This is a genomic window from Candidatus Dadabacteria bacterium, from assembly GCA_009840385.1.
Taxonomy (GTDB): Bacteria; Desulfobacterota_D; UBA1144; order Nemesobacterales; family Nemesobacteraceae; genus Nemesobacter; species Nemesobacter australis.
Window position 1 is genome coordinate 162,479 of the sequence record VXNX01000013.1, and the last position, 23,990, is coordinate 186,468.

At 51.5% G+C, this 23,990-nt stretch carries 19 protein-coding genes; 7 read left to right on the forward strand and 12 right to left on the reverse strand.

Annotation, left to right across the window (positions count from 1 at the left end; translation table 11 throughout):
* The first annotated feature begins 264 nt into the window (after positions 1-264).
* From gatB to F4X55_05235, 4 genes are all read left to right on the forward strand, one after another.
* The gene (gene gatB, locus F4X55_05220) at positions 265-1,689 is read left to right on the forward strand and encodes an Asp-tRNA(Asn)/Glu-tRNA(Gln) amidotransferase subunit GatB (protein ID MYC40394.1); all 1,425 of its coding nucleotides are present in this window, start codon (positions 265-267) and stop codon (positions 1,687-1,689) included.
* A gap of 96 nt (positions 1,690-1,785) precedes the next feature.
* Positions 1,786-1,980, forward strand: coding sequence for a DUF5131 family protein (locus tag F4X55_05225; protein MYC40395.1), 195 nt, complete (start codon positions 1,786-1,788; stop codon positions 1,978-1,980).
* Positions 1,981-2,130: 150 nt separating this feature from the next.
* Complete coding sequence (locus F4X55_05230) at positions 2,131-2,295, forward strand: DUF5131 family protein (GenBank protein MYC40396.1); 165 nt, start codon at positions 2,131-2,133, stop codon at positions 2,293-2,295.
* 14 nt (positions 2,296-2,309) lie between these two features.
* On the forward strand, positions 2,310-2,519 hold the full coding sequence (locus tag F4X55_05235) for a hypothetical protein (protein MYC40397.1): 210 nt from the start codon (positions 2,310-2,312) through the stop codon (positions 2,517-2,519).
* Between the two features lie 631 nt (positions 2,520-3,150).
* Here F4X55_05235 and F4X55_05240 read toward each other — a convergent pair.
* The 4 genes from F4X55_05240 to lhgO form a co-directional block, all read right to left on the reverse strand.
* Entirely contained in the window at positions 3,151-4,770 is a 1,620-nt protein-coding gene (locus F4X55_05240; protein MYC40398.1) for a SulP family inorganic anion transporter, read from the reverse strand.
* A gap of 200 nt (positions 4,771-4,970) precedes the next feature.
* Positions 4,971-6,605: a SulP family inorganic anion transporter gene (locus F4X55_05245; GenBank protein ID MYC40399.1), complete on the reverse strand. Its 1,635-nt coding sequence runs from the start codon at positions 6,603-6,605 to the stop codon at positions 4,971-4,973.
* Positions 6,606-6,890: 285 nt separating this feature from the next.
* Entirely contained in the window at positions 6,891-8,147 is a 1,257-nt protein-coding gene (nuoF, locus tag F4X55_05250) for an NADH-quinone oxidoreductase subunit NuoF (GenBank protein ID MYC40400.1), read from the reverse strand.
* A 138-nt stretch (positions 8,148-8,285) separates the two neighbouring features.
* Positions 8,286-9,491, reverse strand: a complete 1,206-nt coding sequence (gene lhgO / locus F4X55_05255) for an L-2-hydroxyglutarate oxidase (GenBank protein MYC40401.1) — start codon at positions 9,489-9,491, stop codon at positions 8,286-8,288.
* Between the two features lie 79 nt (positions 9,492-9,570).
* On the opposite strand from lhgO, the gene F4X55_05260 reads away from it, so the two are divergent.
* Entirely contained in the window at positions 9,571-10,068 is a 498-nt protein-coding gene (locus F4X55_05260; protein ID MYC40402.1) for a CarD family transcriptional regulator, read from the forward strand.
* A gap of 6 nt (positions 10,069-10,074) precedes the next feature.
* Here the strand turns inward: F4X55_05260 and F4X55_05265 are convergent, their stop codons facing one another.
* The 8 genes from F4X55_05265 to F4X55_05300 form a co-directional block, all read right to left on the reverse strand.
* On the reverse strand, positions 10,075-11,493 hold the full coding sequence (locus F4X55_05265; GenBank protein MYC40403.1) for an alkaline phosphatase family protein: 1,419 nt from the start codon (positions 11,491-11,493) through the stop codon (positions 10,075-10,077).
* Positions 11,493-14,294 (reverse strand): bifunctional [glutamate--ammonia ligase]-adenylyl-L-tyrosine phosphorylase/[glutamate--ammonia-ligase] adenylyltransferase, encoded by a 2,802-nt coding sequence (gene glnE / locus F4X55_05270; GenBank protein ID MYC40404.1) that lies wholly within the window; start codon positions 14,292-14,294, stop codon positions 11,493-11,495. The genes F4X55_05265 and glnE overlap by 1 nt, the downstream gene beginning before the upstream one ends.
* A gap of 9 nt (positions 14,295-14,303) precedes the next feature.
* The gene (gene priA, locus F4X55_05275) at positions 14,304-16,727 is read right to left on the reverse strand and encodes a primosomal protein N' (protein MYC40405.1); all 2,424 of its coding nucleotides are present in this window, start codon (positions 16,725-16,727) and stop codon (positions 14,304-14,306) included.
* Between the two features lie 97 nt (positions 16,728-16,824).
* Positions 16,825-18,537, reverse strand: a complete 1,713-nt coding sequence (gene ilvB / locus F4X55_05280; GenBank protein ID MYC40406.1) for a biosynthetic-type acetolactate synthase large subunit — start codon at positions 18,535-18,537, stop codon at positions 16,825-16,827.
* A 108-nt stretch (positions 18,538-18,645) separates the two neighbouring features.
* Positions 18,646-19,332, reverse strand: coding sequence for a tRNA (adenosine(37)-N6)-threonylcarbamoyltransferase complex dimerization subunit type 1 TsaB (gene tsaB / locus F4X55_05285; GenBank protein MYC40407.1), 687 nt, complete (start codon positions 19,330-19,332; stop codon positions 18,646-18,648).
* Between the two features lie 82 nt (positions 19,333-19,414).
* Positions 19,415-20,455 carry a recombinase RecA gene (gene recA / locus F4X55_05290; protein MYC40408.1) on the reverse strand — a complete coding sequence of 347 codons (1,041 nt, stop codon included), beginning with the start codon at positions 20,453-20,455 and terminating at the stop codon, positions 19,415-19,417.
* A gap of 45 nt (positions 20,456-20,500) precedes the next feature.
* Positions 20,501-21,745 carry a competence/damage-inducible protein A gene (locus F4X55_05295; protein MYC40409.1) on the reverse strand — a complete coding sequence of 415 codons (1,245 nt, stop codon included), beginning with the start codon at positions 21,743-21,745 and terminating at the stop codon, positions 20,501-20,503.
* A 12-nt stretch (positions 21,746-21,757) separates the two neighbouring features.
* On the reverse strand, positions 21,758-22,213 hold the full coding sequence (locus tag F4X55_05300; GenBank protein ID MYC40410.1) for a phosphatidylglycerophosphatase A: 456 nt from the start codon (positions 22,211-22,213) through the stop codon (positions 21,758-21,760).
* Between the two features lie 96 nt (positions 22,214-22,309).
* Here F4X55_05300 and F4X55_05305 point away from each other — a divergent pair, with 96 nt between their 5' ends.
* Complete coding sequence (locus F4X55_05305; protein MYC40411.1) at positions 22,310-23,095, forward strand: ParA family protein; 786 nt, start codon at positions 22,310-22,312, stop codon at positions 23,093-23,095.
* Positions 23,096-23,174: 79 nt separating this feature from the next.
* Complete coding sequence (locus F4X55_05310) at positions 23,175-23,954, forward strand: ParB/RepB/Spo0J family partition protein (protein MYC40412.1); 780 nt, start codon at positions 23,175-23,177, stop codon at positions 23,952-23,954.
* Positions 23,955-23,990: the final 36 nt, after the last annotated feature.

Consider the following 23,990-nt stretch of genomic DNA (forward strand, 5'->3'; position numbering starts at 1 on the left):
AGGGTTTGAAAAAAAAGCGGCATATCCGGTTGATTTGAATTCACTCAAACTAATCAACAGGAGGATACACCTCCATGGGCAGAAAGAATAAAGTTTTTGAGACGAAAGGTCAAAAAGAAACGATGGATCTGTTGAGAGGACTTTCCGCTAGATCTATTCCCTGTCCTGAACAGAAATACGCGGACCAGAGGTTGCCTGCTGGCCAAGTACATATATAATTTTCGCTCGACTGCTTTATCAAATTTTCCCTGAAGGAACGATCATATGGAGTACGAAGCGGTAATCGGTCTCGAAGTACACGCACAACTCGCCACTGAATCCAAGATATTTTCTTCTTCCTCGACGAAATTCGGAAGTCCCCCCAACTCCCAGGTGAATCCGGTCTGTCTGGGCATGCCGGGGGTTTTGCCGGTTTTTAACGAAAGGGTTCTTGAATACGCCATAAAGGCCGGTCTGGCGACCAACTGCGAAATCGCCCGGAAATCCAGATTCGCAAGGAAGAACTACTTCTACCCGGACCTTCCGAAGGGCTACCAGATTTCCCAGTACGACGAACCGCTTTGCCTCAGAGGGCATCTCGAGATAGATTCGGGGGATGGCAAAAAAAAGATCAGGATAACCCGAATACACCTGGAAGAAGACGCGGGGAAACTCGTGCACGAATACTCCGACTTTGAAAGCCATGTGGATCTCAACAGGGCCGGAGTGCCGCTTGTGGAGATAGTCAGCGAGCCCGATATCTCAACCGCCGAAGAAGCGGTTGAATACGTAAAGAAACTTAGGACAATCCTCAGATATATCGAGGTTTGTGACGGGAACATGGAGGAAGGAAGCCTGCGCTGCGACGCAAACGTCTCCGTGCGGCCGGCAGGGCAGAGCGAACTCGGAACTAAAACCGAGATCAAGAATCTTAATTCCTTCCGCTTTATACAGAGGGCCATAGAATACGAAATAAAGAGACAGGAGGCGGTTCTGCGAAGCGGAGGGAACGTGGTCCAGGAAACAAGGCTCTTTGACTCCCAAAAAGGGATCACGTTTGCAATGAGATCAAAAGAAGAGGCTCACGACTACAGGTATTTTCCAGACCCAGACCTTCTGCCGGTAGTGGTGGTGGTGGATTATCTGGAAAAAATCCGCCTGTCTCTCCCGGAACTTCCCGAAGAAAAACTCAGCAGGTTCGTGGATGAATTCAACATACCGAGAAACGATGCCGAGACGCTTTCATCCTCAAGACCGCTTGCCGAATACTTTGAAGAGTGCGCAAAACACGCAAAAGACCAGAAGGCGGTGAGCAACTGGATCTTAAACGAGATGCTTAGAGAAGTCGAGAACGAAGACAGCATAGCCGAATTTCCAGTTAAGCCTGAGAACCTCGCTGAACTGCTGAACCTTATCGGGGAAGGAAAAATAAACCGCAAGACCGCTAAGGAAATATTCTCCGAGATGATAAGCGGGGGAAAACGCGCAGAAGAAATAGTAACCGAAAAGGGGCTTACCCAGATTACCGATGAAGACGAGATCTCCTCTATTATAAGCAAAATAATCGAAGAGAATCCGAAGGAAGTCGAAAGATACAGGAACGGGGACACAAAGCTTCTCAGCTTTTTCATCGGTCAGGTGATGAAGGCAACAAGGGGGAAAGCCGATCCCGCAGTAGTAAATCAAACGCTCAGAAATTCTCTCGGATAATCTATGGGTGCGCATGAACATATGCTATAACGGCGAAAACAGTTTGGCGAAATTTGGAAATGAAATGGCGAGTTTTTTTTGCCGTGTCATGCGACCATGGCTTGCCAGGAAGGCAACCATCACGTGTACCAAGTGCTGACGAAGAGGGCGGAGAGAATGTGGGAGTTCGTGAATCGGCCGATGATCGTAGAAGACATTTACGATTACTGGTATTCCGTCTCCGAACAGCCCAAGGAAATGCAGTCTTGGCCTCTGCCTAATGTCTGGTTCGGAGTGAGCGTGGAGGACTAGGAAAGGCTTTGCCGCGCGAACTGGCTGGTAAAGACCCCGGCCCCTGCGCGGTTTCTCTCGGTAGAGCCCATGCTCGGGCCGGTCCGGGACATTCCCCGGGGAATTAACTAGATAATCTGCGGCGGGGAGTCCGGGCCCGGAGCGCGGCCGATGGATCCCGCCTGGGTACGCGAGCTCAAGGATGAGTGCCTGGATAAACGCATTCCCTTCTTCTTCAAGCAGTGGGGAGGGGTTAACAAAAAGCGGACCGGCCGGGAGCTTGACGGCAGGACCTGGGACGAGATGCCTATTGGCACAACAGAATGCGGAGTATAAAGTATGTATTTACGATGAAATTCAAAGAAATCACAATAGACGAAGTTAGGGTAGGCTCCGTTAACTTGTCAGACCAAGAAACCTTCTCTACAGATCACGGAATTGCTGTTGATTTTTACAAAGGCGGCAAGAAGGTGGCTTCGATTATTGGACTGATGATACCTATAAAAGAAGGCGCAGAGATACCGCCTTTTAAGGTAGATTTCTCGCCTTTTGTGAGATAGATTTGGGAGCTTAGTACCAAACCAGGAGAATCGGAAGCTTTCTCAATTCTAAGGTTTTGGCCAGAATAACCGCATCGATTGTTTCTTCCGTAGCTTGGACCGTTATCGGTTTGTGTTGTCCTTTGAAATAAATTGTAAACTCTTTCATAATGTTAGCCTTAATATTTTTTGTTGTAATGATAGCGCTTATAATTTGGCAAGTCAAAGACGATTTGTAGGATATTGGGTACCCCTAAATTTAAGTAACTGGCTTAAAAAACCGTTTGTCCGTTCGGTGTCCGTTCAACTTGTCTAACTGCCTGAGACCACTTGTTTTTCTTGTCCGTTCAAAAAAAAGTAGCGATTTTATAGCGCTCGTGTTATTCTTGCGTAAGGTCTTGATATTACGGCGTTTTTTCGGGGTTTTCAGGCGGATTTCCGGAACATCATCGCTACTTTAGCGCTACTTTTGCTACTTTCTGAAAACGGACATTTTCTGCCCGGTCAGCTCTTTTTTTGGGGTTTTCTCAAAGAATAGCAAGGACTTACGAGAAAACAGAAACTCGCCAAGTCATATCTTTCAAAAAGACAAAGTAGCTATTAAAACATATATGCGCCAACGCATTTGCACGGCACCGTTCATCCTCCTTCACTAGGCTTCGTCATCGGCACCGCGCTTTTGGAGAAGATCCTTGGACAACTGCTTCGCCTCGTCAAGACTGTCCACGAAATTCCCGGCGGGGACACGGTGGAAGACCTTGAGAGATTGCAGAACTCTACCCACGTCACCAGACAGGCCCAACACTATGCAGGCGGTGTCATCGTCGATGGCAGATTGGACGAGTTCCTCGATCGCAAGCGCGGCGCTATCGTCCACGCTGGTGGTCTCAGAGAAATCGAGGATGATTACGTCGTGATCCTCGATGTCCGCAGCAATCACTCGGGTCAATTCGTTTGCCGAAGCGATCGAGAAACTTCCTCTCAATTTGATGAGTCCGACCGGCATGTTATAGGGATCGATGTCTGCCAGAGACGGTAAAAAATCAAAGTCCAAAACTGGCAGGGAAAACACGCCTTCCAGTTCGTTCTGCGTCAGGTCTCTTGAGCGTACCACGCCCGCAGTGATCAACCCGAGCGCGACGGCGGTGACTAAATCGACGAACACCGTCACAAGGAAGGTGAGGAGCATTATAAAGACATACTCAAGGCGGATTGCTCGCAGGTGGACAACGAAGCGCCAGTCAATAATGTCCCAGCCGACTTTAATGAGAATGCCGGCCAGAACAGCGAGCGGAATCGGTTCGGCAATCCAGCCGAAGCCGAGCAGTAAACCGAGCAGCAAGATCGCGGTCAGGATGCCTGCCAGCGGACTGCGCCCGCCGGCCCGGATGTTGGTGACGGTGACCAGTGGGGCTCCTGAACCCGGCAACGCGCCCAGAATACCGGCCGCCAGATTGCCGAAACCTTGCCCCATAAGCTCCCGGTCGGGATTGTGGCGTGTGCGGGTTTGGGAATCCGCTATCAATGAGGTCAGCAAACTGTCGATGGAACCGAGAAGCGCAAGAATCAGTGCCGGCTCCAAGAAGCCCCCGATTGAGCCCAACCCTATCTGCGGCGCCTGAAACGTGGGCAGGCCCGTAGGAATCGCGCCGATGGTTCGTGCCTCTGTGAGCCCGAAGAACGCAATGCAGGTGCCGATTGTCAAGGCGGCCAGCGCAGGGGGCAGGAAACGTCGTATTCGACGGGGCCAGAAAACGCAAATAGCCAAGGCAACTAACCCAACAGCAAGATCGTGCGGATTGGGGTTGGCGATTGCCTCCGGCCAAGCTGCAATCTGGACAAGCGGCCCTCCCGAGACCGGATCGGCGCCGAGGATAGTCAGGACCTGCAGGAGTATGATGATCGCGCCGATCCCGGTCATGAAACCGGAAATCACGGAGTATGGAGTGTAACCCACAAAGCGGCCGACCCGGAGAAACCCCAGGGATATCTGTATCAGGCCGGCTAGCATAACGATGGTGAATGCGGTCGCCAGATCGTGGGCATACAGGGTGACAATCGCAGCCATTGCGATAGTCATCGGACCGGTGGGACCGGAGATCTGCGCAGGCGTGCCGCCGAACGCGGCGGCAAAGAATCCCACCGCGACGGCGCCGTAGATTCCAGCAACTGGCCCTAGCCCCGAGGCAACACCAAAGGCTAACGCCAGCGGCAACATTACAATCGCGGAAGTGACACCGCCGAATACGTCATCTAGAAAAGTGTGCCTCATCTCAATCTTCTGATAGTACCAAAGCTCGTTGTAAAATTCTACCTCTCTCCCTATACAACTCCTTGCTTCTTTAACCGAACCATAAGTGTTCAGATACGCTCGCTCTTATTTTAAACCGCAAGCGCTAAGAATATCCTCTTTTTATATGCTCTTCGAACTCGTCTCTGAATTTTCTCACTATTGATTCAATGGGCATGGAGTCAGCTTGAGCCTTGGCTGATCGCCTTCGGCGTTTCGCCCCCTGCATTTGCGCTACCCTCACCAACGCTGAGCTTCATTGCATCGGCACTGCATTCGTGGAGGAGGTTCTTGGATAACTGTTTCGCTTCGTCAAGGCTGTCCACGAAATTCCCGGCGGGAACACGGTGGAAAACCTTGAGAGATTGCAGAATTCTACCCACGTCACCAGACAGGCCCAACACAACGCAGGCGGTATCATCGTCAATGGCAGATTGGACGAGTTCCTCGATCGCAAGCGCAGCACTATCATCCACGCTGGTGGTCTCAGAGAAGTCGAGGATGATGATGTCGTGATCCTCGATGTCCGCAGCAATCACTCGGGTCAGTTCGTTTGCGGAAGCGATTGAGAAACTTCCTCTCAACTTGATGAATCCGACCGGTAGGCTATAGGGATCGATGTCCGCCAGAGACGGTAAAGAATCAAAGTCCAAAACTGGCAGAGAAAACACGCCTTCCAGTTCGTTCTGCGTCAGGTCTCTCGAGCGCACCACACCCGCCGCGATCAACCCGAGCGCGACGGCGGTGACTAAATCGACAAATACGGTCACAAGGAAGGTGAGGAGCATTATAAGAACGTACTCAAGGCGAATCGCCCGCAGATGGACAACGAAGCGCCAGTCAATAATATCCCAGCCGACTTTAATGAGAATGCCGGCCAGAACAGCGAGCGGAATCGGTTCGGCAATCCAGCCGAAGCCGAGCAGTAAACCGAGCAGCAAGATCGCGGTCAGGATGCCTGCCAGCGGACTGCGCCCGCCGGCCCGGATGTTGGTGACGGTGACCAGTGGGGCTCCTGAACCCGGCAACGCGCCCAGAATACCGGCCGCCAGATTGCCGAAACCTTGCCCCATAAGCTCCCGGTCGGGATTGTGGCGTGTGCGGGTTTGGGAATCCGCTATCAATGAGGTCAGCAAACTGTCGATGGAACCGAGAAGCGCAAGAATCAGTGCCGGCTCCAAGAAGCCCCCGATTGAGCCCAACCCTATCTGCGGCGCCTGAAACGTGGGCAGGCCCGTAGGAATCGCGCCGATGGTTCGTGCCTCTGTGAGCCCGAAGAACGCAATGCAGGTGCCGATTGTCAAGGCGGCCAGCGCAGGGGGCAGGAAACGTCGTATTCGACGGGGCCAGAAAACGCAAATAGCCAAGGCAACTAACCCAACAGCAAGATCGTGCGGATTGGGGTTGGCGATTGCCTCCGGCCAAGCTGCAATCTGGACAAGCGGCCCTCCCGAGACCGGATCGGCGCCGAGGATAGTCAGGACCTGCAGGAGTATGATGATCGCGCCGATCCCGGTCATGAAACCGGAAATCACGGAGTATGGAGTGTAACCCACAAAGCGGCCGACCCGGAGAAACCCCAGGGATATCTGTATCAGGCCGGCTAGCATAACGATGGTGAATGCGGTCGCCAGATCGTGGGCATACAGGGTGACAATCGCAGCCATTGCGATAGTCATCGGACCGGTGGGACCGGAGATCTGCGCAGGCGTGCCGCCGAACGCGGCGGCAAAGAATCCCACCGCGACGGCGCCGTAGATTCCAGCAACTGGCCCTAGCCCCGAGGCAACACCAAAGGCTAACGCCATCGGCAGCATTACGACCGCGGAGACAACACCACCGAATACGTCATCTAGAAAAGTGTGCCTCGTCGACCCGAAAGAAGAATTTCCTTTTTTTTTCCTGAACAATTTAAAGCTGCTTCCTTTTTCAGCAACTTTCCACCCAAACCGTAATAAGCTTCATCCGGCGTATGCCCCTCAATCCCCTGATGGCGCTGAAGCTTGTTGTAAAATCCTACACACCTCCCCATACACCTCTTTACCTATCTAACAGAACCGTAAGCGTTCAGATACACATCCCCGCATTTTAAACCACCAGCGCTAAGAATGCCCTCTTTTTATATGCTCTTCGAACTCGTCTCTGAATTTTCTCACTATCGATTCAATGGGCATGGCGCAGCCGTCTGCAAGAGCGCATATGGTCGTTCCCCTCATCTGCGAGCATGCGTCAAGCATTATATCGAGGTATTCAATGGACCCTTTACCTTCGTCAATCTCTCTTAGTATTTTCTCAAGCCACCACGTTCCTTCCCTGCACTGAACGCACTGTCCGCACGACTCATCCCTGTAAAAATGGGCGAGGTTCTGAGCTACCTTGATCATACTTACCGTTTCATCCATCACCGTTACTCCCGCCGTTCCGAGCATGGAACCCGCGGCTGCCACTGTATCGAAATCCATAGCAATGTCCAGCTCATCCGCGGAAAAAACCGCGGAAGAAGAACCGCCTGGAGAAACGGCCTTTATTTTTCTTCCCCCGGGAATTCCTCCGCCGTACTCTTCAATCAGCTCAAGAAGATTTATTCCGAGGGGAAGCTCGTAAAGCCCGGGGTTGTTAATGTGTCCGCTCAGCCCGAAAATCTTGGTTCCGGTGTTTCTGGGAGTCCCTATCGAGGCAAACCAGTCCGCTCCGTTGTTTATTATATGGGGAACGCATGCAAGGGTCTCCACGTTATTAACTATTGTGGGACAGCCGAAAAGGCCTACCTGGGCCGGGAAAGGGGGCTTGGGTCTCGGCTCTCCCTTTTTTCCCTCTATTGACTCAAGAAGGCCGGTTTCCTCCCCGCATATGTAGGCGCCGGCACCTATGTAGAGCTTCATATCAAGATCAAAACCGCTCAGGAGTATGTTTTTGCCCAGATAGCCGTGCTCATAAGCTTCCTCTATTGCCTGCTGTATTCTTCTGGCTCCGTAAGGCATCTCTCCCCTTATGTATATGTAAGCCTTGTGGGAGCGTATAGCGTAGCAGGCGATTATTATGCCCTCTATCATCTGGTGGGGATCTTTCTCCAGAATCTCCCTGTCCTTGAAGCTTCCGGGTTCGCTTTCATCGGCGTTGCAGCAGAGATAAACGGGTTTTTTGGAGTCGGGCGGGATGAAGCTCCACTTTATTCCCGCCGGAAAACCCGCCCCTCCCCTTCCACGGAGACCTGATTTCTTGACCGCGTCGGTTATCTCCCCTGGGGTCATTCCGAGGGCCTTTCTGAGCGCTGAATATCCACCCGAGGCCAGATATGACTCTACTGTATAGGAATCGGGCCTGTCGACATAATTTCTTATGACTCTTTGTTCGGGCATTTTCGAGTCCGGTTAAAGCAACTTCTCAATGGAAAAAAGGATAAGTACGGATAAATATTAAATGCGATTGCCGGAATTTTTTCAAGGAAAAATGGAAAAAATAAGGCCGGGCATAAAAAAGCCCCATGTTCACTGCTTCTAGCGAGCTTCTTCCTCAAGGAGAATGTCTGCGACATACTTGGCAAACGACATTGAAGAGGTAAAAGCGGGAGATATCGCGTTTAGCACATGAAAACTGTTCCCTTCCGTGCAGACAACATAGTCCATAACCAGCTTTTTCTCCTTCCAGTCCACAAGCTGTGAGCGGATGCCGATTTTCGCAGAGGAAATAAGGTCTCGGGGAGAAAGCCTGGGAACCAGCTTTCTGGCTTCAGAGTAAAAGTGGCGCCCCAGATATTTTTTCGCTTCGGAGAACGCATTTGCCCTGAAGCCGTTGTCGCTTATGAACATCGATGCGTTCCTGTAGAGAAAGCGGAACGACTCAAGTCCCAGATCCTCGAGAAATCCGTAGCTTTCCCTTCCCAGAACCGGCACGGCTGTAGGACCGATAAAGACCCGCCCCGAAGTGCTCCTCGTAAAGTGTACCCCCAGAAAGGGCATTCTCGGGTCGGGAACCGGGTAGATATTGCCGCGGACGAGGTATGAGCTTTTCTTCGTAAGTTCCCTGTAGGAACCCATAAAAGGAATGGATCTGTACATAAGACCCACTCCGAAGTGGCGCGCCACTACGTCTGCGTGGAGCCCGGCCGCGTTTATGAGTTTTCCGTAACTGATATTCCCCCCGCTTGTAGTGGCGACTTGCTCCTCCTTTTTCCCGGTAAAAGCCGTATCAAAAAGTACGCGTGCCTCTCCAGTTCCCGTAACCTTAGAGTAAAGAGCCTCGAGAACCCCCAGAGGATCAAACACGGACGTTGCCGGAGAATATATTGCTTTCTCAAACGTGGCGGCGTGCGGTTCTATCTCCGCAAGCTCTTTCTCATCAATAAGGTACGACTCCACGCCGTTTCTCTGCGCCCTCTGCTGAAGCGCCTCGAGCCCCTCAAGCTTCTCCTCTGAATCCGCCACAATGACCTTTCCGCATTCAGATATCATAACTCCGTTTTCCCGGCAGAAATCCCTCATCAGCCGGTTTCCCTCAATGCAGTACCTTGCCTTCAGAGAATCGGGCGTATAATAGATCCCGGCATGCAGAACACCGCTGTTCCGACCGCTTGAGTGCACTCCGAGATTCTTTTCCTTTTCCAAAATAAGGATGTTCTTGCAGCCGCGCAGAAGAAGTTCGTTTGTAATGGCGAGACCCACAATTCCTCCCCCAATGACAAGAAAATCGCAGCTTTTTTCCATTGCTACAGCCCTTATAACCCGTTTTCTGGCAAACCGACGGTAAATCAGGTAAAATATCGGTTTTGTATAACTTAATAAAATGAGCAAGAAATTTAAAGCAGGACAGAACGCCGTGTATCCAGTGCATGGGGTGGTTGAGGTTCAGGGAGTCGAAGAAAAAGAGATACTCGGTTCGAGAAAAGCCTTTTACGTGCTCAACGTTCTTGAGAGCAACGTGAAGCTTATGGTTCCCACGGACAACATCAACTCCGTGGGGTTAAGACCCGTAGTGGCTAGAAAGGAAGTAAAGAAAATCCTTGACATACTGAAGGAAGAAAACGGCGAGATACCCAAGCTGGGCGTACAGAGCTGGAACAAAAGGTACAAGGAATACGCAGACAAGGTTAAAAGCGGCGACATATACGAAATAGCGCGGGTGTTAAGAGACATACACCACCTCAAGAAGGTAAAAAACCTCTCTTTCGGTGAGAAAAGAATAATGGAAAACGCTCTCTCCCACGTCGTTAAGGAACTTTCCATAGCGCTTCGGAAAAAAGAGGGAGAAGTAAGCAGCCAGATAGAGGAGATCTTCTCCTAAAACCATTCACTCAAGGATATCCCTTCCGTCAACGCCCTCGGGAATATCCAGTCCCATATAACGGACAATACTAGAGAATATATCCGCGGTCCGCACATAGTCGTACTGTGCTGGTCGGCTTATAAGAATGGGAACCGCCATGTGGTCTCTGTGCAAAGAGCCGTGGGAACCATGATGCTCAGGGTTCTCGTGGGTAGCCCGAAGGTCGTAGCCCGGTTTCGAGCTCACCACCACGTCGCCGGTGCGAGGCGATTCGAAGAGCTGTAGAATCTGGAGGGGAGCATCGGGGTAATCAGAATCGATCGTGAGTCGAAGCGACTCCGATGCGTCCATCTTCTTCGAGGAAAAACCGTAGCCGAGAGGGTCGCCCGAAACACTTCGGTAGCAGATAAGCCCTTCATCATCGATGTTCACCAAAGCCTCTCCCCTGGGATTTATTATTTTCACCTCTCCTCCAGCCCCGCCAGTTCTGGCGCAGACAATGTCCACTTCCGGTCGGTTGGAAAGCTCATCCACTATATCCGTTATCTCTTCACAGAAGGTATGTCTTTTCCACCCATCGGAATTTTTAAAATAGTAATGGGCCATGGAGTTTCCCGAAACCATGACGGATGAATCAGCGTCTAGGAAATGCCTAAACACGTTGGTGTAATAAAGCGGCTTTAAACCCCGTCTGCGAAGAAAACCCAGAGAATCGAAATGAGAATGCGTAGATGTAAGACCGTGGTCGCTTCCCACGACAAAAAGCGTATCGTCAAGTTCACCTTGCTCGGCGATCCTCTCCGCAACCATCCCAACGTACCGGTCAAGCCTTCTGTAGGATTCCATAACCTTGCGGTGAAACGGATGGTAGCGGTGGGAGTAGGCATCTGCCGCGGTGAAAACACAGAAAACAAAGCGCGGAGAATCCTTAAGAGAGTCAAGTAGAATTCTTCCCGCTCCCTCTTCAACGTCGTCGCTTCTGTCCGTGAAGTGGCTTTTTACAACTAGGTAATACTTAAGATACTTGGTCTTGTTGTTCCCCGAGGGACTTATATCCCTGGTTATCTCGTTTAGGATGCTTACGCTCCCTGGAACCAGGCCGAAAAGCGTCGGGGAGCTGCACTCTATGTCCCGATTGATAAGAGACGCCTGGGGACCCGCATAGCTTCTGAATCTTCGCAGGGAAAACGGGGTCTTATCGTAATACCTTCTGTCAAACCACCTTATGCCGGGGAGGTTGCACCTCCCCGGGAACTTGCCAAGAAGGTACGGAGTATAAGCCGGCCCCGTTGTCGAGGGAAAAACCGTGATTCCCCTGAGAAATTTCCCCGGCTCTACGACATACTTCTGTATATTCTCAAGATCGCCTCTTTTGAAAAGTTCAGCAAAGACATCCAGCCTCGTACCATCGGCAAGAAAAAAAATGCATTTCCTTTTATCCATCAGGCGCTTCCCAGGAAATATTTGTTATAAACTCCCCTGATATCTCCAGTCACGCGTGCGTATTCTGACCTGAGAAAATCCCCCTCTCCACCGGAACCACCGAACTCAGGCGCCATTCGGTCAAAATCGCGCCGCGTGATTTCGTTTTTGGTCCTGTCGTTGAAAAGACTCAGCAGATTTCCCATTTTTCTTAAAAACAGATAGCCCTCGCTAAGCGTCAGAGCCTCGCCACTTTTAATTAACCCGGCCCTGTAGAGTGCCCCGATAGCCTCCATGGTGTTTGCCGTTCTTAGCTCGGGGTTTGCAGGACCATGGGCAAGCTGAAGCATCTGGACGAGGAACTCAACGTCAACCAATCCCCCCCTTCCCGTCTTCAGGTTAAACTTGGATTCCGTCTCGTTGGCGAGTTCTTTTTCGACCCTCCCGCGCAACCTGTGGATTTCCTTGCGAAAATCCGGAGCGAGCTCTTTCGCATAAACGAAATTCTCTATGACTTTCATTACCTTCTCGCCGAGCGCTCGGTTTCCCGCAACGGCGCGGGCTTTTACAAGAGCCTGTCTCTCCCAGATATGAGCGCTTGATTCATGGTACTCCTCAAAGGCCTCAAGCGAGGCAACGAGGGCACCCGAGTTTCCCGACGGGCGCAGCTCCACATCCACCTTGTAACAGAAGCTCTCGGAAGTGTAAACCGAAAGATTGGATATGAACCTCTGACCATACTTTGAGAAAAGCTCATGATCATCTCCTTCGTAAATGAAGATTATGTCGAGATCGGAAGTGTAGCTCATTTCCCTGCCTCCAAGTTTTCCAAGCCCAAGAACAACCATGTTGTCAAGGAGCTTTTTCTTCTTCGAAGAAGCCTTAAGAGAGTCCTTGGCGAGCTCGAGACTTGAGTCCATTACCACGTCTGCCACCATCGACAGATATTTTCCCACGTGGATCGGTTCCAAGTCCTCGGAAAGTTCCTTGAAGCAAAGCTTGAGCGACTCAATGTGCTTGAAGCTCCTAAGAGCGTTGAGTTTGTCCTCAAAGAATTCCTCTTCCGAGACGATTTCCCCGAGAGCCCGTGCCATGGCATCTTCCGAATCGTAAAACTGCGTCACGTCCTTCAGTATGATGGAGTCAAGATACTCGGGATGCCTGATAAGAAAATTAGACAGCATGCCGCCTCTTGAAAAGAGCCTTGAGAGAAGAGCAATGATTTCCGGGTTTTCCGATAAAAGAGAGTAAACCGACATCTTGGATCCCAGACCGGAGATGAATCTTTCAAGATTCATGAGTGCCGAATCCGGGTCGCTCAGCCTGATTATGCTTGAGAGAAAAGCCGGTATCACTTTTTTTGAAAGGATCCTTCCCCTTTCCGTGAGTCCGGCCCTCTGGGGATTCATGAGGCTCGATATGATTTCGATCGCGTCGTCCGGCGCCAAGAACCCGAGATTTCCGAGGGTCGAAATCGCCTCCTCGCGGTTTACATTTCCCTCGGCCATAAAATCCGCCACCTCCCAGAATTCCCTGCCTTTTTCCTCAAGCTCCACCTCGGGATCGAAGAACAGGTTCCCGCAGTTCTTCACGACAAGCGAGGTTATCTCTTCGTAAGCAGCCTTGAAGTCTGCCGTCGTTTCAAAACCCATCCTCCTTGAGAGTCTGGCGAGCGAACTTTCCTCCGTGGGAATGCTGTGCGTCTGAAGTTCATCCCAGAGCTGAATCGAATGCTCCACCTTTCTGAGAAAAAGATAGCAATGCTCCATCTCTTCCTTTACCTGTTTTGTTATGAAACCCGTCGTCGCCATGGCGGAAAGGCCGTCAAGAGTGTTCATGAGTCCCCTGAGCTTCTTCACCGCCCCGCCGCTCATAAGCTGGGTCGCCTGCACGAAAAACTCGATATCCCTTATTCCTCCCCTGCCGAGCTTCACGTCGTTTTCCTTCCGGATACCCTCGAGACGAATCTTCATGTCCTTGAGATCCTCTATGGACTCGTAATCGAGCAGCTTGCGGTATATTACCGGTTCAAGGTCCCCGAGGAATTCGCGACCGAGCCCAATGTCCCCGGCAACAGGGGTCGCCTTGAGCAAAACCGCTCTCTCCCAGGTCTCGGCCCAGTGGTAATAATGATCAAGGGCCGCGTCAATCGACACCGCGACCGGACTCCTGCTACCCCCCGGACGCAGACCCAGGTCGACTCTGTAGAGAAAACCGCCCGGGGTGACGGAACTTATCGTTCTAGTAATCGATGAGGAAAGCGTGAATATCTGTTCGGCGTACCCCTCGCTTCTGTAGAGATAAACGAGGTCTACATCGGAACTGAGATTAAGGAGTCTTCCGCCGAGTTTCCCCATGCCCAGCACCACGAACTCAAATTGGTCCCCGCCCTCGACTCGGGACCTGTAAAAATCAAGCACCGCCCTGACCACGGAACCGGCGAGGTCGGAAATCTCCTCCATGGTCTGGCGAAACGCGCAGAGACCCAGAATTTCTCTGTAGATTATTCTCGAGAGTTCTGTGTACTTGTACTCCTTGAGTCTTTCAGAGAACCGCTCTGAATCCTGCGAATTTCTCACAATCGAGGCCAGCGGAGCACGGTGGGAAGAAAGCGTTTTTTTTCTTGTAAGAGCTTTTTCATTAGCGAGTACGGTCAGCGCACGTGGATTTCTTATGATCGAATTGCCGAGGAATCTGCTGTGCGAAGAGATTATGCGGAGGATCTTTTCTTTTTCTCTGGAGAGTCTGCCGTTTATCTCCCGGAATCTCTCAACGGTTAAGCGCGCGTTTTCTTCGTCGGGAAGAGGGATTTTCTTTCTCATCGAGCCGGGTCACATGAAATCATAGGGATCAACATCAACTACAAGCTTAATTCCCGAGGCGTGTTTTTTCAACGAATCGTAAAGCGCCGAGGCGTAGTTCCGAAGCAGCCCCAGATTCCCTGATGCGACAATGATCTGCCATCTGAACCTGTTCCTGAGTTTGTATATGGGAGCCTCTGCGGGGCCGAGCACTCTGAGCGACCCGGGCGGAAGATTGAGAAGAAATCTCTCGGCCGTGCGTTTCATTCTTTCGGCGAAATCTCGCGTTTTCTCCTCATCAAATCCGTTTACTCTGAAGGATATGAACCTTGAGAAAGGAGGCTGATCAAGAGACTTTCTAAGCTCCAGTTCTTCATCCAGAAACCCGGAACTGTTATGGGAAATGGCAAATCTTACCGAAGGGTGTTCGGGATTATATGTCTGCAGAATGACCGTCCCGGGTTTTATTCCCCTGCCTGTTCTTCCGGCTACCTGTGTGAGGACCTGGAAAGTTCTTTCTCCCGAGCGGAAGTCGGGAATCCCTAGCATATGATCGGCTGAGAGAATACCGACAAGCGTAACCCCCGGCAGATCATGTCCCTTGGCTACCATCTGGGTCCCGATAAGAACATCCACCTCTCCGGACTCAAGTTTTCTGTAAAGGTCAAGAAGTTTGGTTTTTCCGCGAGTGTAATCCCTGTCCATAACGAAAACCCTGGCGTCGGGAAGCATGCTCTTTACCTGCTCCTCTACTTTCTGAGTCCCGAGACCCTTGCCCATGTATCTGGCGCCGCAGTGGGCGCAGGTATTTTCGAATTCCTGCATAATTCCGCAGTAATGGCATTTGATCGAATTATCCTTTTTGTGAAAAGTCAGGGTTATAGAGCAGTTGGGACACCTGAAGATTTCACCGCAGTCCCCGCAGACCAGAAAACTTGAAAAACCTCTCCTGTTAATAAAAAGAATCGATTGTTCCCCACGGCTGAAATTTTCCACCAGGGCATCCCTTAGGTGCGGGGAGAAAACAGTTTCATTCACGTTTTTCATATCCACAAGCTCAACATCGGGAAGCCTGTTCGTTCCCACCCTTGCGGGAAGAGAAAGATATTCGTACTTGCCCCTGATCGCGTTTGCATAGGATTCAAGCGAAGGAGTCGCAGAACCCAGTAGCACCGGACAGCCGTATATGGTTCCGAGCATGACCGCGGCGTCGCGGGCGTTGTAACACGGCGCCTCGTTCTGCTTGTAGGACGACTCGTGCTCCTCGTCAACCACCACAAGGCCGAGATTCTCAAGCGGAGCGAAAACCGCGGAGCGGGCCCCTATCACCACACTCAATTCGCCGCTGCGCGCCCTTCGCCACACGTCAAACCTCTCGCCTTCGCTAAGAGCGCTGTGAATCACCGATACCGCATCGGCAAAACGTGAACGAAACCTCTTCACAAGAAGCGGAGTAAGCGCTATCTCGGGAACGAGAACTATCGCCTGTTTCCCCTTGGCAATGACCTCGCTAACGACTCTCAGGTAGACCTCGGTTTTTCCGCTCCCGGTAACTCCGTGAAGGAGGAAACAGCGATATTCGTCCCCAGTTACGTAAGGCAGGATTTTCTCCATCGCCATCCGCTGATCCTGGGTAAGTTTTTCAGGCCGCTCTTCTTCCGCATCAAAGGCGCCGTAAGGGTCCCTTCCGATCTCTTTCAGTTCCACGGAGACCAGTGCATTATCCACAAGCCACTTTACGTGGACCGTAAAATTGCCGAATATCTCCTTTAGTTCCGAGTGAGGTGCGGAATCCCGGCTGCTTATAAACTCAAGTATGGTTCCCTTGGCCGGTTTTTTTCGCTTAATCTCTGAGACGCTGCCGGAATCGCAGGAGGCGCGGTAGATCTTCTCATACTTTACCTTCTCATCGCTTATGACCCTGTAGTCGAACTGAATATATCCTCTTCTCTGAAGAGAGTTAAGATTCTCTAGCGATGCTTTGCCGCTTAGTTCCAGAAGCTTTTCCGAAACCAGTTCCTCTTCAAGCAAAAGAGTTTCTAGGACCTTTTTCTCAAGATCGTCCAGACCCCTTTGCTGAAGACGGTTTTTCCCCTCCTCCGTGATCCGCACGGTTTTCCCGACGCTTTTACCGAGTCCCAGTGGGTGAGCAAATTTAAGTACCACTCCGAGAGGTGCCATGTAGTACTCGGAAACCCGGCGAAAAAAGTCCAAACGCTTTTCGTCAAAAAGCGGGGACTCATCCAGAATGTCGATTATATCCTTTAACTCGAAATCGACTTTCCGTTCGGCTTCATGCCCCACCACGTATCCTATGGCCTTTCGGTTTCCGAAGGGAACAAACACCCTCTTTCCTGTGGCGACCCCCTCTGGAAAACGTCTTGGAACCGAGTATAGAAAAAGCTGTTCGGAATGAATCGGCAAAGCTACCTGAACAATCTTTCCTGAAGCCATAACGATACCAGAAGACCCGAAGGCGCGGTCTTAGGGAAAAGTATATATGAAAGTGGGAAAAGAACCTTGAGTCCAGACCAGGAAACTGCTTGCAATATCAGGCAAGATCCGCGGGCATCATTATCATGTCGTCCATCGTACCGCCGGGAGCTATCATCGGATAAACCATTTCCGTACAGTCAACTTCTATCTCCATGAGAACAACCCCGGGGGTGTTTAGGCCTTCCCTGAGAGTGGGCTCAAGCTCCTCGGGCTTCACCGCCCGAAGACCTCTGGCGCCGAACGCCTCGGCAAGCTTTACGAAATCGGGCAGCACTTCAAACCGCGACGCGGAGTAATTGCTCTCAAAAAACATCGTCTGCCACTGCCTTACCATTCCGTGGTGACGATTGTTGAAAACAATAATTTTAAGATCCAGATTGTTTTCAACTGCCGTCGCGAGTTCCTGAAAATTCATCTGGAAGCTTCCGTCGCCGGCAACGCATATAACCTGCTCATCAGGTCTCGCGTATTTCGCTCCCATAGCCGCAGGGAAACTGAATCCCATAGTTCCCAGTCCTCCCGAGGTAAGATGGGTTCTGGGTCTCTCAAACTTGTAGAATTGAGCCACCCACATCTGATGCTGACCCACGTCAGAAACTATTATGGAGTCTCCTTTGGTGAGCTTGTAAAGCGTGTCTATGGCGTAGGTGGTGAGGATCTTCTCGCTTCCCTGGGAATAGGTAAGCGGATGTTTCTCCTCCCAGTCCCTTATCCTCCTGAGCCAGGATTCCCTTCCTTCAAGGTCAACTTCTCCAGGAAGAGCGTCAAGTATCTGGCGCAGTACGATCTTGGCGTCTCCTACTATCGGACACTGAACCGTTATGTTCTTGTCTATCGAGGAAGGATCTATGTCTATGTGGATAATTTCCGCGTTGGGGGCAAATTCCTCGAAGTTTCCGCCCGTGGCCCTGTCGTCAAAACGCCCGCCGATCGAGATAACGAGATCCGATTCAGTAACGGTCATATTGGCCGCGTAGGAACCGTGCATCCCGAGCATGCTTATGAAAAGCGGGTCGCTTGCCGGATAGCCTCCGAGTCCCATGAGGGTTGATGCCACGGGTATCTGGAGGCGGTGGCAGAACTCAAGCAGTTCATCCGTAGCCCCGGACCAGATAACCCCTCCTCCAGAATAAACAACCGGCCGCTTCGCAGCTACCAGCATCTCTACAGCTCTTTTTATCTGCGAGGGATTTCCCTTCATGGTGGGCTTGTAGCCTTTGATATCTATTTCACTATCCTCGGGGATTACAAGCTCGTCTTCCCCTATGAGGACGTCCTTCGGCATATCAACAAGAACCGGGCTGGGTCTTCCGGTGCCGGCTATGTGGAAAGCCTCCTTCATCGCTCTCGGAAGATCCCGGGTTTCCCGTACAAGGTAGTTATGTTTCGTGCAGGGTCTCGTTATGCCAATATGGTCTGCTTCCTGAAACGCATCGCTTCCAAGGTACTGCGTAGGAACCTGTCCCGTAAAGATAACTATAGGAGATGAATCCATCTGCGCCGTCGCTATACCGGTAACGGTGTTGGTCGCCGCCGGGCCCGAGGTGCAAAGCACCACTCCCGGCTTGCCCGAGGCCCTAGCGTATCCGTCGGCCATGTGCGTAGCTCCCTGCTCATGCCTCACGAGCACGTGATTTATCCTGTCCGTATAGTCGGTCATCACGTCATAGACCTTGAGAACGTAACCTCCCGGCAGTCCGAAGACCACGTCAATGCCTTGGTGAAGAAGCGTCTCAAAGAACATCTGTGCGCCGAGCATCTTGGCCATTTTACTATGTCTCCCTGATTGTTTTTAAAATACGGAGTACCTAAAACCTCACCCGCTTAATCTATCACCGCGTACAGACAACTTCAAGACCGCCGGCGAAAAAGATTCCTATCCCCTTTTCTGCGACTCCACTCCGCGCTCAGCGGCAGAGCGGCGAAGATAAAAGGGAGTCAGGGTGAAGGGATCGTCCTTTTGTCCGGAGAGAATCTTCTTTCTCCCCAGAAGCGCGCAACCGGACGCTCTAGGAGTGTTCAGATTCGGGGGCAAAAACAAGGCGTCCCCTCCCTGCATCTCCCGTATAAGTTTGGCGTGGAGAACCGCAGCGCTGCCCACAAAAACGGTTTTCCCTCTCGTCTTGGAGCATACAGACTCCGGGGTGGCGATTTCCGCCTCCGCTACTTCTTTGCCCTCGGAGTCATAAAAGGCAAAGAAGACTTCCCCTCTGCCCGCATCGGTCATGACGCATACGTCATCTCCTGACCAAAGCGCGTTTGAGGCAAGAATTTCAAGCGAGGGAACTCCCGCAAGATCTGCCCCTAAGGAATAGCTAAGCGCCTTCGCTGTGGATACCCCTATTCGAAGCGAGGTGAAGGAGCCCGGTCCGGTTGATACGCAGACCGCGTCCAGATCGTCTTTCCCGAGCCCGCAATCCGAGAGAAGCTTCTCGACTGTGGGAATAAGAACTTCATTGTGCCTAGGACCGGTGTTAAAGACATATTCGCAAAGAAGCGCATCGTCGTCGGATATTGACACGCTTCCCGAAAAAGTAGAAGTTTCGATCCCTAGAATTTTCATATGTATTGCCAAAAATATAGCAGGAGGGGTACTAAAGAGTGGCGCTATGCGCTCAGACTCAGTCGATTCGGCATTCCGGAAACTATTTTTTCGCGGGTTCCTCTTCCTCCACTTCCCCAGAAGAACCCATCCCCGAGGCTTTTATGATCTCGTTTCTTATTTTCTCGCGAATTTCCGGGTTTTCGTGGAGAAACTTCTTGGAATTCTCTCTTCCCTGCCCTATCCTCTCCCCTTCATAGGAATACCAGGTTCCGCTTTTCTTTATCACGTTGAACTTGGCTCCCAGATCCACAAGCTCCCCGAGTTTTGATATGCCCCTTCCGAAAACCACTTCGAATTCCGCTTCCCTAAAAGGCGGAGCGACCTTGTTCTTGACAAGCTTCGCCCTGACCCTGTTGCCCACGATGCGATCTCCGTCCTTAAGAGACCCAATGCGCCTTATGTCAACTCTCACCGATGAATAGAACCTAAGCGCGTTACCCCCGGTAGTCGTCTCCGGGTTCATGTACGCCGGAACCCCTATCTTCATGCGGAGCTGGTTAACGAAAATCACTATGGTTTTGGAGCGACTCACGTTAGCCGTTATCTTGCGAAGCGCCTGCGACATCAGTCTTGCCTGAAGACCCACGTGAGTGTCCCCCATCTCTCCCTCGATCTCAGCGCGAGGGGTAAGAGCCGCGACCGAGTCAAGCACTATGAGGTCAACGGCGTTGCTTCTTATCAGAGTATCGACAATCTCAAGGGCCTGTTCCCCGAAATCGGGCTGGGAAATGAGAAGATCTTCAACCTTGATGCCCAGCGCCGCCGCGTAGCTTGTCGAAAGAGAGTGCTCGGCGTCGACAAAAGCGGTTATTCCGCCGGCCTTCTGCGCTTCCGCTATGGCGTGAAGCGCTATTGTGGTCTTACCCGAAGCCTCGGGACCGAAAACCTCTATGATCCTTCCCCTAGGAAAACCTCCGACGCCAAGAGCTATGTCAAGCCCGAGGGAACCCGAGGTAATCACCGGGATGTCTGAGAGAGAAGCATCCTCGCCAAGTCTCATTATGGACCCCTTTCCGAACTGCTTCTCTATAGTGTCTATAGCTACGTTTATGCTTTTGTTTTTGTCGTCGGTATCGCTCATTTAAGTTTTAGTCTCCGTTCTGGTTTTTTGCGGTTCTAAAAATTACTATCCTACATAATCGAGACAGAACTTCCTAACCATATCGATCGCTGTTGCAGCGGCAAAGTTTTTTATCTCATCCCTCGTGCCCGCAAAATTCCGTCTCTCGCAAAAAGTTCCGTATGAAACGTGAGTGAACCCGAACCACACCGTACCCACCGGTTTCTCCGCGGTTCCGCCTCCCGGACCCGCGATCCCGGATATGGAAAGCCCTATATCGCTTCCGAAAAGATTCCTTGCCCCGCGGGCCATCTCAGAGACCACTTCCCCGCTCACCGCGCCGAACCGCTCAAGGGTTTCGGCGCTTACCCCGAGCAGTTTTTCCTTGGAATCGTTGCTGTAAGTCACTGCTCCTCCCAGAAAATAAGCCGAACTTCCTGCGATGTCCGTGAAGCGGCTCGAGCAGAGTCCTCCTGTGCAGGACTCTGCGATTGATAGGGTCAGGTCTTTTTCAAGCAGTAAAGACGCGGTTACCTCTTCAAGGGTCTCATCCCCTAGTGAGAAGAGGAAGTCTTCTAGCCTTTCTTTCGCTTCACCGCAGGCATCGCGCAGAAGCGAATCGAGCATCTCGCCGTCATTGCCCGAGGCCGTGAGCCGAAGATGAATCTCGGGCAACCGGATCCTGTATCCAACATCCACTCCTTCGGGGGAGAAGCCTTCCAGTCTTTCCGCCACTTCGGACTCGCCGAGACCGAAGGTCCTGAGCACCCTTACGCACAGCATGGTTCCCTTCTCCGCAACGCCGCTTATATCCGGGAAAACATGTTCTGAGAACATTCGCCTGAATTCCCTTGGGACACCGGGTAGAAAGTAGAATTTCGAGCTGCCGGAAACAAAACTGAAGCCGGCGGCCGTGCCGACGGGGTTTTCGATGACTGTCGTTTCCTCGGGAAACATGGCCTGTTTTTCATGATGGGTGTTAGGCTTTCTTCCCCTCTTCTCAAGCTTTCTGGCTATGTCTTCATAGACCGCGGAATTGAAAACGAGGGGAGTTCCCAGGAACTTCGAGGCGGCAAGCGCGCTTAGATCGTCCCCGGTGGGGCCGAGTCCTCCTGAGACTATGACAAACCTGGCTCTTTTTGACGCTGTCTTAAAAGAAGCAAGAAGATCCTCGAGGTCATCTGCAACCGCGCACTGATACTTAACCTCAATGCCCGACGAGGACAGTTGCGCGGCGACCCAACTGAAATTTGTGTCCTGGGTGAGACCGCTCATTATCTCGTTTCCGGTCGTTATTACCTCAACGCTCATTGCCGGGTAATTCTAACCGGAAAGGAAAACAAACGCCTGAAGACACAGATTTCCGTACACTCCGGCCAAAACATCATCCATCACGATACCGTAGCCCCCCGGGAGTCCTTCGACTTTCCTTATCGGGAAGGGCTTTGCGATATCGAAAAACCTGAAAAGGAAAAAGCCGAGCGCTAGGTTAACAGGATTCAGTGGGACAAAAAGCATACAGACCAAAAATCCGCATACTTCGTCAATCACAACCTCAGGCGGGTCTTCCCTTTTAAAAATCGACACGCAATGGCCAGCGGCTATAAAAGAGAGGATAATCAACCCTAAAGTGAATGCTGAATAAAAAACCGCACCGCCCGCGAGGCTGAGCAGGTACACAACTCCGACCGCCGCGAGAGTCCCTGCGGTTCCAGGGGCTCCAGGCACATATCCCACCCCGAAAAAGGTCGAAAAAACAACGCATATCCTGTTTAACAAGACTAACCCTCCGGGAACTGTCCGCGCAGGCGTAGTTCCGGTACAAGACTTATTTGACTGATAACATCCGCAAGTTTATCATTCTTTAATCACCAAATGTCAAAAGTAATATGCGTGGTAAATCAGAAAGGGGGAGTCGGCAAAACCACAACCGCGGTTAACCTTTCGGCTTCTCTGGCGGCGGCAAACCGCCGCACACTTCTAATAGATCTTGACTCGCAGGGAAACGCAACTGGGGGGCTCGGCGTCGACAAAGAATCGATCAATTCGAAAAACATCTGCAGCGTCATACTGGGAGAAATTGCGCTTGGGGCCACCGCAATTGACGTCCATCCGGATCTTCTGAACGGCTACCTGCACTTGTGTCCCGCGAACCACGAACTCACCGGGGCCGAGGTGCATCTCATAGAGACGGAAAACAGGGAGTACCGCCTGAAAGAGGCTATTGACGAGATAAGGGAGAAATATGACTACATATTCATAGACGCCCCGCCGTCACTCAGCCTGCTCACCATAAACGCGCTTGCCGCGGCCGACCGGGTGCTAATACCGGTTCAGTGCGAATACTACGCGCTTGAAGGAATAGGCCAGCTGCAGACCACCGTATCCCTGGTAAAGCAAAGGCTAAATCCCTCTCTTGAGGTGGAAGGCTATCTTCTGACTATGTTCGACTCCCGAAACAACATATGTCACTCGGTGGCCGAAGAGGTAAGAAACCATTTCGGCGAGAAAACCTTTGACACCGTGATAAGCAGAAACGTGAAGCTGGCCGAAGCGCCAAGCTACGGAAAACCGCTTCTGCTTTACGAAATAAAGTCGAGCGGAGCACAAAACTATATGAAACTCGCAAATGAGATAATAAGCAGAGCGGAGGTTAACTGAAGTGAAAAGACGGAGTCTGGGAAGAGGACTTGATTCGCTTATACCCAAGAATCTGGAAACGGAATCGAGAGAGTATCAGATGGTGAGCACGGACCTGCTGAAGCCAAACCCCTCGCAGCCGAGAAAACAGTTCGAACAAAGCACTCTTGAGGAACTCGCGGAGTCAATAAAGGAAAACGGAGTTATACAGCCGCTTATCGTCAGGAAGGAAAATGGTGGCTTCGAAATAGTTGCTGGAGAGCGCAGGTGGAGAGCGGCAAAAATAGCAAAGCTTGAGAAACTGCCCGTGATAATAAGGACCGCGACTGATCAGGACGTAGCGGAACTCACGTTAATAGAAAACATACAAAGAGAGGACTTAAATCCAATTGAAGAGGCAGAGGCTTATGAGAAACTCGCGGAGCGCTTTGGGCTTACCCACGAGGAGATAGCGAAGAAAACGGGAAAAAACCGCTCTGTCATCACAAACCAGATGAGACTCCTCAAGCTTTCCGAAAATACTAAAAAAGCCCTTGTCTCGGGCGCAATAACCGTGGGACACGCAAGGGCTCTTCTGGCTGCTTCTTCACCCGGGCAGATGGATTCCCTTCTCGGCGAGGTGCTGAAAAAGGACCTTACGGTAAGGAGGACCGAAGCGCTTGTAAAAAAGAAAAACGCAAGCGCTCAACCGCCCCCGGAGTTCACTTCAGGAGTAGTGGAAGAAGATATTTTCACCAAGGAACTTACCGAAGAGCTTTCCGGGAAGTTCTCAACCAAAGTGAGGATAAGCCGCAACAAGACAAAGGGGAAAATAGAAATAGAGTACTATTCTCCCGAGGAGCTTGAGAGAATTGTTGGCATACTCCTCTCGCGCGGGTAATATCCCGCGGAAGTCGCTCCGGAGCAAGAAAACGAG

Coding starts and splice junctions, on each gene's coding strand:
- gatB (MYC40394.1), top strand. CDS start 265: ATGGAGTACGAAGCGGTAATCGGTCTCGAAGTACACGCACAACTCGCC.
- F4X55_05225 (MYC40395.1), top strand. CDS start 1,786: ATGGCTTGCCAGGAAGGCAACCATCACGTGTACCAAGTGCTGACGAAG.
- F4X55_05230 (MYC40396.1), top strand. CDS start 2,131: ATGGATCCCGCCTGGGTACGCGAGCTCAAGGATGAGTGCCTGGATAAA.
- F4X55_05235 (MYC40397.1), top strand. CDS start 2,310: ATGAAATTCAAAGAAATCACAATAGACGAAGTTAGGGTAGGCTCCGTT.
- F4X55_05240 (MYC40398.1), bottom strand. CDS start 4,770: ATGAGGCACACTTTTCTAGATGACGTATTCGGCGGTGTCACTTCCGCG.
- F4X55_05245 (MYC40399.1), bottom strand. CDS start 6,605: ATGCTGCCGATGGCGTTAGCCTTTGGTGTTGCCTCGGGGCTAGGGCCA.
- nuoF (MYC40400.1), bottom strand. CDS start 8,147: ATGCCCGAACAAAGAGTCATAAGAAATTATGTCGACAGGCCCGATTCC.
- lhgO (MYC40401.1), bottom strand. CDS start 9,491: ATGGAAAAAAGCTGCGATTTTCTTGTCATTGGGGGAGGAATTGTGGGT.
- F4X55_05260 (MYC40402.1), top strand. CDS start 9,571: ATGAGCAAGAAATTTAAAGCAGGACAGAACGCCGTGTATCCAGTGCAT.
- F4X55_05265 (MYC40403.1), bottom strand. CDS start 11,493: ATGGATAAAAGGAAATGCATTTTTTTTCTTGCCGATGGTACGAGGCTG.
- glnE (MYC40404.1), bottom strand. CDS start 14,294: ATGAGAAAGAAAATCCCTCTTCCCGACGAAGAAAACGCGCGCTTAACC.
- priA (MYC40405.1), bottom strand. CDS start 16,727: ATGGCTTCAGGAAAGATTGTTCAGGTAGCTTTGCCGATTCATTCCGAA.
- ilvB (MYC40406.1), bottom strand. CDS start 18,537: ATGGCCAAGATGCTCGGCGCACAGATGTTCTTTGAGACGCTTCTTCAC.
- tsaB (MYC40407.1), bottom strand. CDS start 19,332: ATGAAAATTCTAGGGATCGAAACTTCTACTTTTTCGGGAAGCGTGTCA.
- recA (MYC40408.1), bottom strand. CDS start 20,455: ATGAGCGATACCGACGACAAAAACAAAAGCATAAACGTAGCTATAGAC.
- F4X55_05295 (MYC40409.1), bottom strand. CDS start 21,745: ATGAGCGTTGAGGTAATAACGACCGGAAACGAGATAATGAGCGGTCTC.
- F4X55_05305 (MYC40411.1), top strand. CDS start 22,310: ATGTCAAAAGTAATATGCGTGGTAAATCAGAAAGGGGGAGTCGGCAAA.
- F4X55_05310 (MYC40412.1), top strand. CDS start 23,175: ATGGTGAGCACGGACCTGCTGAAGCCAAACCCCTCGCAGCCGAGAAAA.